Origin of the sequence: Synechococcus sp. B60.1, assembly GCF_047462555.1 — a bacterium.
Taxonomy (GTDB): Bacteria; Cyanobacteriota; Cyanobacteriia; order Thermostichales; family Thermostichaceae; genus Thermostichus.
In genome coordinates this window covers 12,330-28,018 of the sequence record NZ_JANSJN010000024.1, presented here as the reverse complement: position 1 = coordinate 28,018, position 15,689 = coordinate 12,330, and the positions used below count along the sequence as shown (strand labels likewise).

Genomic DNA, 15,689 nt, shown 5'->3' with positions numbered 1-15,689 from the left:
CCCGCGCGCCGGCCGGGGGGGCCCCCCCCCCCCCCCCCCCCCCCCACGCGGGCGGGGGGGGGTGGGGTCTGCGCTGCTTGTTGCTGGGGGACAGATGGAAAACTGGCTGTTTCAGGGCATTCTGGCCGCTTGGCTAGGGCAGGCTGTAGGCAGCTTAATGAAGAAAAACCGGCGATGTCTACCTACTCAACGTCCTACTCAGTTTCCTACGCGAAAATCTTTTTCCCGATTTGGGTGGCGGGGCTGCTGCTGATCAGCGGTGGCCTCCTGTTTGGCCTGTTTCGGGCTTTTGGGCTCTCGATAAAACCCAACCGGAACAGGTGCGCGCCAGCAACGAGCTAGAGCCCAGCCAAATCCGACAAGAGACCCGCCAAGCCGTGGCGCAACTGAGCGTGGATAGCCAATTTCTTGGCCAGGTGGGGGAGATCCGCCGCTTTATCAAAGAGGCCTAGCCAGCCCCGCTGTTGAGCCTCTCCAACTGGGCGGAAAATTGAGAGGGGACAAGCTTAGTGCCCACGCCGGCATCGGTTAGCAGTTCCAAGAGCAGGGAATGAGGGGATCCCCCGTCTAGGATGTGGGCAGCTCGAACCCCCTGCGCTAGAGCGCGAATGCAGCACTGCACCTTGGGGATCATGCCGCCCCTAACCACGCCGCTCTGGATTAACTGGCGGGCCATCTCGATATCCAGGAGTGGAATCAGGGAGCTGGGATCCTCAGGATCTCTGAGAATGCCAGGGGTGTCGGTGAGAAGGATTAACTTTTCGGCCCCCAGAGAGGCCGCCAGCTCCCCAGCCACCGTATCAGCATTGATGTTGTAGGCTTGGCCCGTCTCGTCGGCGGCCACGCTGGAGATCACCGGGATCTGGCCGCCCTCCAACAGAGTTTGCACCAACTGGGGGTTGATGGTGCTGACTTCTCCCACAAAGCCAATTTCCGCTCGGCCCTGGGAGCGGGCTCGAATTAAATTGCCGTCCCGCCCGCACAGCCCTACTGCCGAGCCGCCGGCCAGGCTGATGAGCTGCACGATCTGTTTGTTGACTTTGCCCACCAGCACCATCTCCACCACCTCCATGGTGGCAGCATCGGTTACTCGCAGGCCATCGACAAACTTGAAGGGGATGTCCAACTTCTGCAGCCAACTGTTGATCTCCGGCCCTCCTCCATGCACCAGCACCGGCCGAATGCCGACACAGGCAAGAAAAACAATATCCCGCAGCACCTCAGCTCGGCGCTCCTGCTGCACCATGGCGGCGCCGCCATATTTGATGACCATGACGCGGCCTTGGTACTGCTGAATGTAGGGCAGAGCCTCGATGAGAATCTGCGCCCGCGTCAGGGGATCGCAGGTCACAGCCTGAGGGCTGGTTGTTCCTGAAAGAGAGGCGTTGGTCTGCACGGCTAGGGATCCCGTGTAAGACAAAAACTTCCAGAAGATCCTAACTAGAAACTGACAGGCTGCTAGCTGCGCAAGGTAACCGGAAAGTGTTTCTCCAACTGGGCTCTTACTTGGTTTTGCGCGGCTTCCACCTCCGCATCGGTGAGGGTGCGATCCGGAGCGCGATAGACCAGGCGGAAGGCGAGGCTGCGTTGGCCCGGCGGCACACTTTGGCCGCGGTACTCGTCGAAAAGCTGCACCGACTGCAGCAGGGGGCCCGCCGCCTGGCGGATCACCTTCTCAATTTCTGCCACTGACAGCTCCAGCGGCGCAAAGAAGGCGATATCCCGATCCGAGGCCGGAAAAGGCGAGAAGGGAGAAAATTGTACCAGGCCCCGCCTCTCCAGGCTGGCCAGCAAGGGATCCAACTCCAGCTCAAACCCATAGACCTCATCCGGCAAGTCCTTCTCCTGGCAAAGGCGGGGGTGCAACTGCCCGAAGATGCCGGTGCGGGATCCCTCGATCCAAATACCGGCCTGCCGACCGGGGTGCAACAGCCGCGACTGCGCCTCAGGGGGATCCGGGCGAAACTCGGGGGCAAATCCCAGCCGCTCCAGCGCCGAGACCAAGAGCCCCTTGGCCTCGAACCAGTCCATGGGTCGGTTGTGGTGCCGCCAGTCGTTGGGGTTGGGATCCCCGCCCAGGATGCCGCCCAGGTGCTCCGCCTCCTGATAGGGCTCAGGACTGGAGGGAGGGGCATAGGCAAAGACGTGGCCAATTTCAAAAGCCTGTAGGGGGCCGTTGCCCTGATCCCAGTTGAAGCGAAAAGCCTCCACCAAGCCCGGCAACAGCGCCTTGCGCACAGCGGAGTACTCGGGGGAAAGCGGATTGGCGATTTTGACCAGGGAGCTGTCCTCCTCCGCCGGACAGAGGGAGATGTGGTACACCTCCGTCAGACCGATGCCCCGCATCACCTCGCGAATTTGCCGGGTCAATGTTTCCCGTGCAGAGAGGGATCCCACCTGCGGCTCCGTGGGCAGGGTTTCCGAGAAGCGGTCGTAGCCGTAGAGACGGGCAAATTCCTCAATCAGGTCGATCTCCCGTTCGACATCCCGCAGGCGGTAGGGGGGAACAGTTACCTGCCAAACGCAGCAGGCCACGCTCGCTGTCTCCGTAGCAGGGAGGGAGGGAGCCTCCGGGGCAACTTTCTGACAGCGGGAAAGCTGAAAGCCTAGAGCCGACAAGATTTCCTCCACCTCCTCTGGCCGCACCTCTTCCCCCAACACGTCGATGAGGCGCGACAGCCGCAGCTTCAGGGTACGTTCTAAGGGCGGACGTTGGTCAAAGGTAGTGAGGCCAACCACCGATCCTCCCGCCAGCCCCAAAATCAACTGCACCGCCCGATCCCGCGCCAGGTCGAGGGTAGCAAAATTAACCCCCCGCTCGTAGCGGGCCGAGGCTTCTGTGCGCAGCCCCTGCGAGCGGGCCGAGCGGCGCGTCACCACTGGGTCAAAGAGGGCTGCCTCCAAAAAAATGCTAGTGGTGGCCGAGCTCACTTCTGTCTCTTCTCCCCCCATCACACCTGCTAGGGCTACCGGCTGGCCGCCGGCCACGATGAGATGGCTTTCAGGGTGCAAGGTGCGGGTTTGGCTGTCCAGGGTTTTTAGGGTTTCTCCCGCCTGGGCAAAGCGCACCTCAATGGTGGGCTTCTTCCTGCCCATGATTTGGAGCAGGCGATCCCAGTCGAAGGCGTGCAGGGGCTGGCCCCATTCCAGCAAGATCAAGTTGGTAACATCCACAACATTGTTGATGGAGCGCATGCCAGCGGCGGCCAGGCGATGTTTTAGCCAGTCGGGAGAAGGGCCGACCTTCACTCCCTCAATCAACACGCCACTGTAGGCGGGGCAGGCCTTGGCGTCGGCAATGCGCAATTTGAAATTGGGGATGGGCTTGGCCTGTAGGGGCTGAACTGGTGGCAGGCGCAGCGGGTTGCGGGTGAGGGCGGCCACCTCGCGGGCAATCCCCACCATGCTCAGAGCATCGGCGCGGTTGGCGGTGGAAGTGAGATCCAACACCACATCATCCAGGCCCAGCAGCGGGCGGGCGTCAGACCCCAGCGGGTACAGGTTGAGATCCAAATCAGGCGGAAATTCGTGGATCCCTTCCGAAACCCTCTCCAGCCCCAGCTCAGCCAAAGAGCAGATCATGCCTTCCGAGATCACTCCCCGCTTCTCTGCTTTGGCGATGGTCAGGTTCACAGCGGGCAGATGAGTGCCCGGCGTGGCCACAGGCACGAGGAGGCCAGCGCGGGCGTTGGCCGCTCCGCAGACGATGGTGGCCGGTTGCTCGGAGCCCAAGTCCACCTGGCAAACGCGCAGCTTGTCAGCATTGGGATGGGGCTCGGCGGCTAGGATCTTGCCCAGCACCACCCCTTCAGCCCAACTGCGGCGATCTTCAATCTCCTCCACCTCAAACCCCACCAGGGTGAGGGCTTCTGCCAATTCTTCCGGGGAAAGCTCAAAGTCCACCAATTCCCGCAGCCACTTCAAGGAAATGCGCATCGCTGAGCCATCGCTGCAAACGCCGCACCCATTATCGCTCACTCCGACTCCGGGCCAAAGGTAAGCAAGGCGCGCAAACTTCCCCTCGCAGGTAAGATGGTTACGCCATGCTGAGGTGCTGGCACCGAGGCGAGACAGCGCGTATTTCAGGCTGTGGATGTGGGTATGGGACAACGGCAACTCTTGCGCAGGATCCTGATCGGTCTGGGCCTTCTAGCTGCCATGATGGTGTGGGCCATCACCTGGCTGCTCACCCAAAGCCCTCTGGCTTTGTTGCTGTCTCGTCCGCCGCTGCCGCCGATTGTAGGCCTAGCCCCCCGTTCCACCCAGGCGCTGCTGCTGCTGGCCGCCCCTCTCGAGGATTTGCAGGCATTCTGGCAAGCGGCAACCCCCGCTTCCCAACGACGCGCCACCCGCCAGCAGTGGCGGAAGTTCTTCTCTGGCGCAGGCCCGGGCTGGCTGGGAGCCGTGTTGGCGGGGGGATCCCTGGACTTTGAGCAAGAGGTGCAGCCTTGGCTGGGGAAGAGTACCCTCTTGGCCAGCTTGCCGGAGTGGGGCACCTTGGTTGCCTTGGAAACTCGCGACGCGGCGCTTGCCCAATTCGAGCTGAACCTATTGTGGGAGCGGCAGAGCTTGGCCGGCTTGCCGGTGCAGGTGGATACCTACAAGGGCATTCAGGTGGTGTCCAGCCCACTTCCGGAGTTGCAGGGGTTCGCGGCAGCCCTTTTCGGCAAGCGCTATGTGCTGCTGGCAGAACAGGCTGCTGCCATTCGCGCCGCCATCGATGCCTGGCAGTTGCCGCAATTGTCGTTGGTGACCGAGCCACGGTTTCGGCAGGTGATCCAGCCGTTACGGGAGGCGCATGTGGGTTGGGCTTTCTGGCAAAATCCAGAATCCCCCTCTCCCGACGCCCTGGCGTTGCAGGCAGTGGGGCTGGGGCTGGGGGTAAACTTCCGGGGGTTGGTGGCCGAAACTGCCGTCCTTTGGCATACGCCTGCTGACTTTGCTTTGCCGACTGGAGAAACTTTTCGTCCGCAGGTTATTCGGCATCTGCCTGACGAGACGCTAGCGCTAATTTCCGGAAAGAACTGGGCTGCCCTTTGGCAGAGCCTGGGGCAGATGCAGCCCCTGAGCCTCTTCGGGCTGCGGCTGGATCCCGGCCAATGGCTGCAGCAGTTGCAATCGCAGGTGGAGCTGGACTGGCAGCACGTGTTGCCGGAAAGGGGAGAGTTCGCCCTTGCCTTTTTGCCCACGGATGGAGAACTGGCCTGGCTGTGGGTTGGCGAGATGCCAGATGCGCCAACGCTGGATGAGCGGGCAATCGCCCAGGGCTGGCAGGTGGTATCGATTGCAACTAAGCGTGGCACCACCACCGCCTGGAGCAAGCCAGCGGCCCAGCCGCAACCCCAGCCAAGCCACTCCACGCCGCGAGAAGACATCCCCCTCTTGGCCGCTAAGCTGCTGCAGGTCAGCGGCAGGGGAGGCTCTCCCCAGCTGCAGGCGGCAGAGGCTCTTCCCCAAGCCCTGCCCGCGATCCCGGGAGCATCGCCCCTCTTGGCCCAGGTGTACCACACCGACCGGGAAGGCTATGCCTACCTGGCTTCTTCTTTGGCGGCTTTGGAAGCGGCCCTGGCGGATCCCCCCTTGAGCGCTGACCGCGCCTGGCGCCGCCTGGTGGCCCCCCTGCCCCACCGCAACCTGGGCTATGGGTACGGATCCCTGGGAGTTCTACCGGAAACTTGGCTGCCCCAACTGCAGGGATCCCGCTGGTCGTCCACGCGCCTGGCCTTCGCCACCACTGCCCTGACGCTGTCCGAGGCTCCCTATCCGGATCGGGGGCGCTGGCTTCTCCAGAGGGGCAAGCTGTTTTGGCAGTGGTATTAGACGATCCAGGGATCCCGGCAGCCGGGGTGAATGTACTTGCCCAGGTAGAGCTGGTTGCCCGTCTCGTTCCACTGCACAAAGTCGAAAATTTGGGTGAGCAGGAGCATTCCCCGCCCCGACTCTTCCGTTTCCAGGATGCCGCAGCGGCAGCGGTTTAGCTCCTCCTGGGGACGAAAGCCGGAGCCCTGATCCCGCACCAGCCACTGATAAAACGGCTCGGAGCTGGCGTATTCGACAATCACCCTCTTGTTGGGATCCAGGCCGTTGCCGTGGCGAACGGCGTTGATGATCGCCTCCTGCAGGCCCAAACGCACCTCCGCTCTCCAGGGGGGGGGAACTTTTGCGATCAACAAATCCAGAACCGGCTGGGTGTAGAGGGTGGAGGGAAAGCTGATAACGCTCCAGGAGCAGTTGGCGGGCTTGAGGGAGAGGGCAATCACAGGGGCAGTTGGGGGCGCAACGCTCTCCTCCCATTCTAGCCAATCCCCGTCGGCCTCAGCCCGGTCGGGCCAGATCCCGGCAGGGATCCTTTTTGACGTACCATCTTGAGTGGAGAAGCTCTTCGCGGTTACCCTGATCGGCTATGGTGATCAAAGTTGGGGATAAGGTTAAGGTGCGCTCTATTCGGGATCGCGGCCAAGAAGAGGTGAGCGCGCTGGTAGGCAAGGAGGCCGTAGTGCTGGCACGGCGGGTGGTCGATGGCAGTGGCATTGGCTATATTCTGGAATTTCCCGATCGATCCCGGCACTGGTTTTTCGAGAGTGAGCTGGAAGCGGTCGATTCCGGCCACGCCAAGGATGAGCCGAGTTGAGCAGTCTGGATACCGGCTAGACAGGGGATCAGGGGCAGTTGCAGTGTCGGATCCCCTCTGCGTGTAAGTTTCCGCCAGAGGGGTTGCCCCGGCTCCAAACTCCTCAAGCCTGCATTTCCGCTTTAGGTAGCCGGCCCGGGTGACGCCGTTCCCTTTTGGAGGGGGTTCTCGCTACACAGGTTGTGAGCATCAAGCCCAGGGTCGCTGGTGTCCTGTTGCCGTTGTCTGGATAAGTGGTCGTGGCTTCTCCTCCCCATTTGAATCGTCGTTTGCTGGCCCGCCAGATGGCCGCCCAGGTGGATGGCCTGACGGTGGAGATGGCTGCTGCCGCCCTGGAGGCGATGCTGGAGAGCATCAGCCGCTGCTTGGCCGAGGGGGGATCGGTGCGGCTGGCGCGCTTCGGAACTTTCTCGTTGCGCTACCGCCCCGCTCGGCAAACCTATCACCCGCGCACCAAAGCCCCCATCCACATCCCGGCTGCTCAGGTGCCCCATTTCGTTCCCAGCCCAGAACTGGGGCGACCCAGGGGGGAGCAGCGGCTGGGCTCGGTTTGACCACGAATACGGCGGCGCAAGCCCCGGTCTTTAGTCCTGGGGATAAGCCGCCTAATCTCGGCAGTATGTAGCCTGGAGTAGTATCAGGATGGCCTCGCAGGAGGCGCGCAACTTGCTGCTATCAAACCGTCCATCGAAAACCAACTCCGCAACTGGATACGCTGGCCCTGCTGAACTTTACTGCGGGCCTTCTGCATTCGGCGCCAGTATCTGGGCCTAGGCCCAGGAGTTGGGATTATGGCGTCTTGGCGTGGGGTGGCAGCCCCACCGGCGTGCTTGCGTAGCTTGCGATGAGCGAGGAAGAATCCCCGCCCTTTAGGGCTGGGGAGAGCGTCACCCCCCTAGGATACTTGCAGAATGGCCGTCTTGCTCTGGTTTCGCACCGATTTGCGCCTGCTGGATCACCAGCCGCTAACACGGGCATGCCAACAGGGCTCCTTCCTCATTCCCCTCTACTGCCTGGATCCCCGCCACTTTGGCCAAACGGCCTTTGGCTTCGCCAAAACCGGCCCTTTCCGCGCCCAGTTCCTGCTGGAAAGCCTGGCGGATCTGCGGCAGCAGCTCCGAGTCCGCGGCTCCGACCTCGTCATCCGCCAGGGCCAGCCGGAGCAGGTGATCCCGGCCCTGGCGCGGGAGTGGGGGGTGAAGGCTGTCTATGCCCATGCAGAAGTGGGCACGGAGGAGGAGGCGGTAGCCACTGCCCTCCAGGAAGCGCTTCAGAACTTGGGGATCCCGCTGCACCTGGACTGGGGCCACACCCTCTACCACCCCGCCGATCTCCCTTTTGCCCTGGCAGACTTGCCAGAGGTGTTCACCCGCTTTCGCCAGCAGGTGGAAGCCAAGGCCAGCGTCCGCGATCCCTTGCCCATCCCTTCTCTCCCGCCGTTGCCGCCGGGGCTGGATCCCGGCCCTCTGCCCACCCTGGCTGAGCTGGGGCTGAGCTTGCCTCCGCCGGATCCCCGCGCCCGCTTTGTTTACACGGGTGGCAGCAGCGCCGCCCAGGCGCGTTTGCAGACCTATATCTGGGAGCTGGACCGGTTGCGCGTCTACAAAGAAACCCGCAACGGCATGCTGGATCCCAACGACAGCTCGCGCCTTTCTGGCTGGTTGGCGTTAGGCTGCCTCTCCCCCCGCACCGTGTATGCCGAAGTCAAGCGCTACGAGCAGGAGCGGGTGCGCAACGAATCCACCTACTGGTTGGTGTTCGAGCTGCTGTGGCGGGATTACTTTCGCTTCATCTTGGCCAAGCACGGGGCCAAGCTGTTTCGCCCCTCCGGGATCCAGGGGATCCCCATCCCCTGGCAGCAGGACTGGGATCGCTTTCAGGCCTGGTGCCGCGGCGAGACCGGCTACCCCCTGGTGGATGCCAACATGCGGGAGTTGGCGGCCACGGGGTTTATGTCCAACCGCGGGCGGCAGAATGTGGCCAGCTTTCTAACCAAAAACCTGGGGATTGACTGGCGCCTGGGGGCGGAATGGTTTGAGTCGCTGCTCATCGACTACGACGTGGCCAGCAACTATGGCAACTGGAACTACACTGCCGGTGTGGGCAACGACGCCCGCGGCTTCCGCTACTTCCACATTCCCAAGCAGTCCCGCGACTACGATCCCCAAGGCCACTACTTACGCCACTGGCTGCCGGAACTGGCCGGGATCCCGGGGGAGAAGATCCACGAGCCCTATCGCCTCAGCGCCGCTGAGCAAAAGCAGTTTGGCGTGCGGCTAGGGGTGGACTATCCCCGCCCTCTGGTGGATCTGGAAAAGTCCCTGCAGGCCAATCGGCGGGCTTACGAAGCGGCCTTGGCCCGCCACCGCCGCCGCTAGCTAGGGGGATCCCTTGGAAACGGGAGTAGCGGGCGGGGGGAGGAGGCGGCTAAGACGGCGCAAGCCGGGTAAACCGCTATCTGCCACTACCACGCTGCCATCCGGCAAAATGAGCAGATGGCCGGGCTGCTGGAAGCGGGCCGAGGAGGCGGGGCCATCCTGCCAGCCTGGCTCCTCCCCTCCGGCCAAGGTGGCAACCTGTCCATTAGGCTGCAGCCGCCGAATGCGCTGGTTATCTCGGTCGGCCAGCCAGAGGCTCCCCGACCCATCGAAGGCCAGCCCTGCAAGGGTTTGAAAACGGGCTTGCGCCAAGGGGCCATCGCGGTAGCCCGCTTCTGGGCTGGAGAGGGTGGTCAGTTCTCCGTCGGCAGAGAGCCGGCGCAGGCGATGCCGGTCAGCGATCCAGAGATTCCCTTCCCTGTCCACCGCCAGGGCCGTGGGCTGCAGGAACTGGGCCTGTTCTGCCGGGCCATCGGCGGATCCCGGCTGTCCGGTGCCAGCCACTGTGGTCACCTCGCCGGCGGGGGTGATGCGGCGGATGCGGCGGTCGGCACGGTCGGCCACGTAAAGGCTGCCCTCTAGACCCAAGGCCAGGCCAAAGGGCTCGCGAAACTGCGCCTGGTCGCGCTCCCCATCACGGTAGCCGGCTACACAAGTGCCGGCAAAGGTGGTTACCTGCCGCTGAGGGCTGATGTGGCGTAGGCAGTGGTTGCCGCTGTCGGCCACCCACACTCCCCCTTTGGGATCCCAGAGCAGCCCTTGGGGGGAGTCGAACTGGGCCTGATTAGCCGCTCCATCCCGATAGCCGGCCTTGCCGCTGCCGGCCCAAACCTCCAGTTCCCCTTCGGGAGAAAGGCGAAAAATCCGGTGCTGGGCCGGGTCGGCCAAGTAAAAGAACCCTTCTGGATCAACAGCAATGCCGCCAATCTGTTTGAGAGGGATCTCGGCCTCGCCGCCGCCATCAGAGACGCTGTTCCTAGGAAGGACTGCCGAGGCGGTGCGGCCATTCAGCAAAGTCTCCACCCGCCAGGCTGAGGCTGCCGCCGCCGTAGGGGTGGGTGAGGGGGTAGGGGCCGGCCACTCGTAAACCAAGGTTCCCAACCCTTGCCCCGCCGCATCGGCAACGGCCACCCAAACGGTTCCGGAAAGGGAGGCCGGCGGCATCACCGTCAGGCGGTCGCTGCTGCGGGAGCGGATCTCCCCTCTCAAGCTGCGCTCGGGATTGGCGGCTGAAGCAAACAAAACCGTTTCCACCCGCTCCAGGTTTTCTCCTAACAGCAGCAGGGGCTGGCCGGGCGCCGGCACCCCCGACCCCGTATGCAGCAGCGGCACCTCTACCTCGGCGAGGACCAGCATGGCCAGGCGGCGATTGGCCCCGCCAGAGCCCCCAGAGCGGTCAGAAAGGGTCAGGGATCCCTTCCCTTGGGCCAAGGTGGTGGATCCCCGGTAGGCGACGGCGCTCAGCTCCGCTTCGCCCGCGGGCGGGTTGGTAAAGGTGAAGGTGGCCGGCTGCCCTGAGCGCAGGGGTGCAGTGGCGGTTTGGCGATAGCTGCCCAGGGTAATGCTCAAGTCGATCCCTTCCACCCCCGGCCAGGTGGCGGTGCGGGCCAGCCAGCGCTCCACCTCGGAGGCTGGCAGCTGGGCCACCAGATCGGATCCCTGTTCCTGGAGCAGCAAAACGATGCGATTGTTGGGCAGCGCCAGACCCGCTTGGCGGGCCTGTTCGAGCGTGAGGGCAAAGGCGGAGGGGGCGAGGGGAGTTGGAGTGGAAAGCGGTTGCAGGGCAGAAGGGGGAACGACGCTGGGGGACAAATTAGAAGAAGAAAGCTCGCCGCAGGCCGAAAGGGCCAGCACCAGGGCACTCAGCGCCGGCAAGGATAGCGGTGCAGGGGAAACCTGTCGTGGCATGATGCAGCTTATCCTCTCCCCCAAACTGGGAAATGGCGGGAACCCAAACCTCCATGCCTGTCTTCCTCAGCGTACGAGCCGGCGAAAACTGCCCAACACCTTCCCTGCTGCAGGAGCCAGCCCGGCCAATGCCTCAGGCCCTGAACTGCATTTCTATTCATAACCAACTGCCCTCACCCACAGGTGAGTTACACTCCTCACTCTTTACATCCTTACTCAAATCCCCGCCGAAAAGCCAGATGGCAGTTGGGTGCTTGCCAAGTTGTGTCTGCGTTTGTCTGCTCAAGTGTCCAGATCGGGATCCCAGCCTCTTCGAGCAGAAGCATCTGGCAGGGTGAGCGACAGTCGTTAGACTTATAGCTCTGGGATCGGCCAGTCCCGCGGATAAATCAAATAGACAGTACCGCCGGAGTGTGCCAACCACAAAGACTCCAGCTGGTCGCGGCGGTAGGTGCGGCGAACTTCTGCGTGGGTCGGGGCCGCCGGGTCGTGGAGGATGGGATCCCCTTGGTTATCGAACCCCACCAGCACTGCCAGATGGCCATTGCTGCGGGGGAGCGGCGCCCCCTCCAGCTCGCCCTCACCCCAGGCATAGCTGAGGATTACTGGCACCCCTGCTGCAATCCAGGCTTCTGCCTGGGCCAGGCTCTGCAGCCGCGCCACCAGGCCGGCCAACCCTCGCTCGGCGGCATAAGCCACATTGAAGGCCCAGTTGCCGTGGCCCTGGTAAACCCGGTCGTACACCCCGGCCACCGCGGCGCGCACCAAAGGCTCACAGGGACGGGGATCCCGCTGCCAGTAGGCCATCACCATGGCCAAAGCGGTGGGGCTGCACCAAGCTGCTCCCCCGTCGGCGTAGACCATCTGGGAACACAAGGGCAGATCCAAGACCTGGCCCCAGCGGCTGGGATCCCCAGGGGGGAAGTGGCTGGGCTGGGCCGGCTGGTTGGAAAAGGCAACCGCCACCTGATCCATGCTGGGGGAACGGCCTGGCTCTTGTGTGAACAGGCGCACCCTGACCTGAAAAGCCTCTGCCCCCCTTTGGGTATCCTGGAGCACCAACAAATCCGTGTTGAGGTTGCCGTCCTCGTCGGCCTGCCCGCCCACGGAGTGGCTGGCCAAGGTGGCCGGATCGGCGGCCCACACGCCAGCGTGATACCACTTCGTCCAGCGCCCCGCAAGCTTGGCCCGGATCCCCACTTCCAGCCAGGTGCCGGGGGGCGTGGTGGCATTCCAGGAGACGATCGCTTCCACCAGAGGAAAGCTGGCGGGAACCTCCGCGCTGACGGCTTCTCCCACCCAATAGCGGCCGGGGGGATAAAAAGGCCGGCCCTGAAACGCCGACTCAGGCCCTTCAAGGCTGACTGCTTGCCGCCAGCCCTCTGGATCCAAAACCAATTGCCCTTGGGCATTCAGCCGGATCCCGCGGGCTGACCAGTCCTGAAAACCTTGGGGGGCATGCCAGCGCTGCAAGCCGGTGCGATAGGTAACATGGGCCTGGACTTGCATTGTCAGGAGTCCTGGGGAAGTGGGAGCCGGCTGGGCCAACGCCGGCAGAAGCAGTACAGTCACGCCAGCCAGCCTAAGCAGACCTTGCCAACCGCTCCGGCCTTTTGCAACCCCCATGCTCTGCTTGCCCCCACTAGTAGCGCGACACCGCCGGATGCCCCTTAATGTACCAGCGCCAGGGGAGCTCCACGCCGCGGGTAATACCGATGCGGGTGGTCTGGACAATGGTCCATTGGGCTGGCCCAGAGGGGGATCCCTCTAGCCAAATGCCTTCCTGACCGGCTTCCACCGGATCCAGCCGCCAGCCGTTGTGGGATCCATCGATGCGCAGCGCCTGGCAGAGCAGGCCCGGCCCCGCCGCCACCCGCGCCGGTTTCTGTCGTTTGTTAGCCGGGATCCACTCCGGCAGGCAATCCAACTGGGCTGCCCGGATCAGCACTGCTGACGGGATCCCTTCCGCCTCGGTGACGATGTTCAGACAGTGGTAGAGGCCGTAGATGCGATAGATGTAGAGATGGCCCGGCGGCCCGAACATCACCTGGTTGCGGCGAGTCTTGCGGCGATAGGCGTGGCAGGCCGGATCCCCGGCGGTGTAGGCTTCTGTCTCCACGATCTGGGCCCGCACCTGCAGCCCATCGGCAAATTGCCGCACCAGCACCATGCCCAGCAAAGCAGGCGCCACCAGCGGCGCCGGCTGGCTTAACCAATCCCTGGGATCCACGGCAGGCTCGGCAGCCCTCAGCCCCCGGCCACCGCAGGGACGATGCTCACCTCATCCCCATCCTGAAGAGGGGTGTCGGAGCCGTTGAGGAAACGAATATCTTCGCTGTTGACATAAAAATTGACAAAGCGGCGCAATTCCCCCTTCTCGTCGCACAGCCGCGCCTTGATGCCCGGATAGCTTTGCTCCAAGGCCTCCAGCAATTCCCGAATGGTGGATCCCTCGCAACTGACCACCTCCTGATCCCGGGTGAGCGCCCGCAGCGTGGTGGGAATTAACACCTTGACCGCCATAAGCCAATGCTTCGTCCACGACCAACATTAGAAGACTAGGGTAGCAGCACCCCGTCAATGCCGTGAATCACCCCGTTCGAGACGGGAATATCCGCCAGGTTCACGTTGGCCCCGTTGACCCGGATGCTGCCATCGGATCCCACCTGCACCCGTAGCGGCAACCCTGCCAAGGTGGTCAGAGTGGTCGATTGGCCGGGCCGCAGGTCAAAGGAGGTAATCCGCCCCGGCACCACATGATAGGTGAGGATGCGGGTGAGCTGATCCCGGTTGGCCGGCTGCAACAACGTCTCCACGGTGCCCGGCGGCAGTTGCCCAAAGGCCACATCAGAAGGGGCAAAGACCGTAAATGGCCCCGGCCCCGCCAACGCTGTATTCAGCCCCGCCGCCCGCAGAGCCGCCGCCAGCGTCGAGTAGCTGCTGGGCAAAGTTTCCAGCTCAACGGCAATGGTGTTCAGTCCCTGGGGCCGAGCCGTGGGAACCCAAGCAAGAGGGGTCAACACCGCTACCGCCACCGGCAGGCAGCGACGCGCAAAGTAACGGACAGAACGAAAGATAGGCATGGCGCAAAGCTCCTGAGCAGGTGGGCCTGTACCAGGGATCGTAACAGTTCTTCATTAAGTTTCCGTTAAGAGCCCAGGGGGATCCCCCTCGCTTTAAACCGAGGCCTCCTGCCAGTCCAGCCGCTCCAGGGTGCGGGCCCGCTCCAACGCCTGTTCAAAGCTCTCCAGCTTGGGCGAGATCAGCAGCGGATGGCCCACCTGCGCCTGCACCGCCTCCTGGGTCTTCAAGCCGTTGCCGGTAATGTAGGCAACCGTAACCGCCTCGGGATCGAGCTGTCCGGCTTCGGCCAGGTGTTTGAGCACGGCAATGGTGGTGCCGCCGGCGGTCTCGGTGAAGATGCCTTCGGTCTCGGCCAGGAGCTTGATGCCAGCGATAATCTCAGGATCCGTAGCCGTCGCGATCTGGCCACCGGTCTTGCGGGCAATCTCCAGGGCGTAGATGCCGTCGGCAGGGTTGCCGATGGCAATCGACTTAGCAATGGTGTTGGGCTTAACAGGAGTCACAAAATCCCGTCCTTCGCGAAAGGCCTGGGCAATGGGTGCACAGCCCTGGGCCTGGGCGCCATGGAAGGTAACCGGCTTCTCCGCCACCAGCCCCACCTTCACAAACTCCTGAAAACCTTTGTAAATCTTGGTGTACAGGGATCCGGACGCCAGGGGGATCACCACCTGATCCGGCAGTTGCCACCCCAGTTGCTCCACCACTTCGTAAGCCAGGGTTTTCGAGCCTTCTGCGTAGTAGGGGCGCAGGTTGATGTTGACAAAGCCCCAGCCGTAGCGATCGGCCACCTCGGCGCAGAGGCGATTGACCTGGTCGTAGTTGCCCTCCACCGCCATGACGATGGGGTTGTAGATGAGGGATCCCAGCACCTTACCCGCTTCTAAGTCCGCCGGGATGAAGATGACACAATCCAAGCCGGCGTGGGCGGCAATGGCGGCGGTGGAGTTGGCCAGATTGCCCGTGCTGGCGCAGGAAACGGTGGTAAAGCCCAGCTCCTTGGCGCGGGTTAGGGCCACCGACACCACCCGATCCTTAAAGCTGAGGGTGGGCATGTTGACGGCGTCATTTTTGATGTAGAGGTTTTTCAACCCCAACCGCCGGCCCAGCCGCTCCGCCTTCACCAGAGGCGTCATGCCGGTGCCCACATCGATGGGCCGCTCCGAAACCACTGGCAGAAAAGGCCGATAGCGCCAGATGGACAGCGGCCCGGCCTGGATGCTCTGCCGGCTGACGGCGCCCTTGAGCCAGTCGTAGTCGTAGACCACTTCCAGGGGGCCAAAACACAGGTCGCACACGTGCTTAGCCACCGGCTCGTACTCAGCCCCACATTCGCGGCAGCGCAAGCGGCTGAAGCCCACCTGGGGGTTGCGCAGGGCAGGAGCCGCCGGGGCAACGGCAGGCACGAGCGGGCGTTGGGAAAGGGTTTGCGTCATAGGGAGCCTCAGGCAGGAGAAAGGGCTGGATCTTGTTTACCCATCGTCGGGGGCCATCTTATCACCCCCGATCTATCCCGTCAACCAAATCCGACTAAAATAGTCTGGATTAGATTCGACTGGGGAGAGCGGGATCCTGGCCGGTTTGGGCAACCTCGGGGCGGCAAACTGGTGGGGGTCTGGCCAAGGAGCCTTTTCCTCTTGCCGAGATGTGGGGATAGCCCTCTATCCATCGCTAGACTGGAGAAACAAGCT

Annotated in this window: 14 protein-coding genes; 5 read left to right on the top strand and 9 right to left on the bottom strand. The window is 63.2% G+C overall.

The features are described from left to right. Positions 1-320 precede the first annotated feature (320 nt). The gene (locus NW863_RS04425) at positions 321-452 is read left to right on the top strand and encodes a hypothetical protein (protein WP_414364742.1); all 132 of its coding nucleotides are present in this window, start codon (positions 321-323) and stop codon (positions 450-452) included. On the opposite strand, the gene argB is transcribed toward NW863_RS04425, so the two are convergent. Together argB and pheT are read right to left on the bottom strand one after the other, a co-directional pair. Beyond that, positions 449-1,351, bottom strand: coding sequence for an acetylglutamate kinase (gene argB, locus NW863_RS04420; protein ID WP_414364744.1), 903 nt, complete (start codon positions 1,349-1,351; stop codon positions 449-451). The two genes, NW863_RS04425 and argB, sit on opposite strands and share 4 nt — an antisense overlap. Positions 1,352-1,458: 107 nt before the next feature. Next, complete coding sequence (gene pheT, locus NW863_RS04415; RefSeq protein WP_414364741.1) at positions 1,459-3,936, bottom strand: phenylalanine--tRNA ligase subunit beta; 2,478 nt, start codon at positions 3,934-3,936, stop codon at positions 1,459-1,461. A gap of 165 nt (positions 3,937-4,101) precedes the next feature. Here pheT and NW863_RS04410 point away from each other — a divergent pair, with 165 nt between their 5' ends. Further along, on the top strand, positions 4,102-5,820 hold the full coding sequence (locus NW863_RS04410) for a DUF3352 domain-containing protein (RefSeq protein ID WP_414364739.1): 1,719 nt from the start codon (positions 4,102-4,104) through the stop codon (positions 5,818-5,820). Here NW863_RS04410 and NW863_RS04405 read toward each other — a convergent pair. Then, complete coding sequence (locus NW863_RS04405) at positions 5,817-6,260, bottom strand: ATP-binding protein (protein WP_414364737.1); 444 nt, start codon at positions 6,258-6,260, stop codon at positions 5,817-5,819. The genes NW863_RS04410 and NW863_RS04405 overlap by 4 nt on opposite strands. A gap of 143 nt (positions 6,261-6,403) precedes the next feature. Here NW863_RS04405 and NW863_RS04400 point away from each other — a divergent pair, with 143 nt between their 5' ends. The 3 genes from NW863_RS04400 (at position 6,404) to NW863_RS04390 (ending at position 9,009) form a co-directional block, all read left to right on the top strand. Further along, positions 6,404-6,631: a cytochrome b6f subunit family protein gene (locus NW863_RS04400; RefSeq protein WP_414364736.1), complete on the top strand. Its 228-nt coding sequence runs from the start codon at positions 6,404-6,406 to the stop codon at positions 6,629-6,631. A gap of 239 nt (positions 6,632-6,870) precedes the next feature. Beyond that, positions 6,871-7,185 carry an HU family DNA-binding protein gene (locus NW863_RS04395; protein WP_414364734.1) on the top strand — a complete coding sequence of 105 codons (315 nt, stop codon included), beginning with the start codon at positions 6,871-6,873 and terminating at the stop codon, positions 7,183-7,185. A gap of 357 nt (positions 7,186-7,542) precedes the next feature. Further along, on the top strand, positions 7,543-9,009 hold the full coding sequence (locus NW863_RS04390) for a DASH family cryptochrome (protein ID WP_414364732.1): 1,467 nt from the start codon (positions 7,543-7,545) through the stop codon (positions 9,007-9,009). On the opposite strand, the gene NW863_RS04385 is transcribed toward NW863_RS04390, so the two are convergent. The 6 genes from NW863_RS04385 to thrC form a co-directional block, all read right to left on the bottom strand. Beyond that, on the bottom strand, positions 9,010-10,917 hold the full coding sequence (locus NW863_RS04385; RefSeq protein WP_414364730.1) for a hypothetical protein: 1,908 nt from the start codon (positions 10,915-10,917) through the stop codon (positions 9,010-9,012). A 354-nt stretch (positions 10,918-11,271) separates the two neighbouring features. Further along, positions 11,272-12,489: a peptidase C39 family protein gene (locus tag NW863_RS04380; RefSeq protein WP_414364729.1), complete on the bottom strand. Its 1,218-nt coding sequence runs from the start codon at positions 12,487-12,489 to the stop codon at positions 11,272-11,274. 70 nt (positions 12,490-12,559) lie between these two features. Next, the gene (locus NW863_RS04375) at positions 12,560-13,147 is read right to left on the bottom strand and encodes a DNA-3-methyladenine glycosylase (RefSeq protein WP_414364727.1); all 588 of its coding nucleotides are present in this window, start codon (positions 13,145-13,147) and stop codon (positions 12,560-12,562) included. Between the two features lie 17 nt (positions 13,148-13,164). Further along, positions 13,165-13,440: a ubiquitin-like small modifier protein 1 gene (locus NW863_RS04370; protein WP_414364725.1), complete on the bottom strand. Its 276-nt coding sequence runs from the start codon at positions 13,438-13,440 to the stop codon at positions 13,165-13,167. Positions 13,441-13,475: 35 nt separating this feature from the next. Continuing rightward, complete coding sequence (locus NW863_RS04365; RefSeq protein WP_414364723.1) at positions 13,476-14,000, bottom strand: fasciclin domain-containing protein; 525 nt, start codon at positions 13,998-14,000, stop codon at positions 13,476-13,478. A gap of 93 nt (positions 14,001-14,093) precedes the next feature. Then, entirely contained in the window at positions 14,094-15,434 is a 1,341-nt protein-coding gene (gene thrC / locus NW863_RS04360; RefSeq protein WP_414364721.1) for a threonine synthase, read from the bottom strand. Positions 15,435-15,689: the final 255 nt, after the last annotated feature.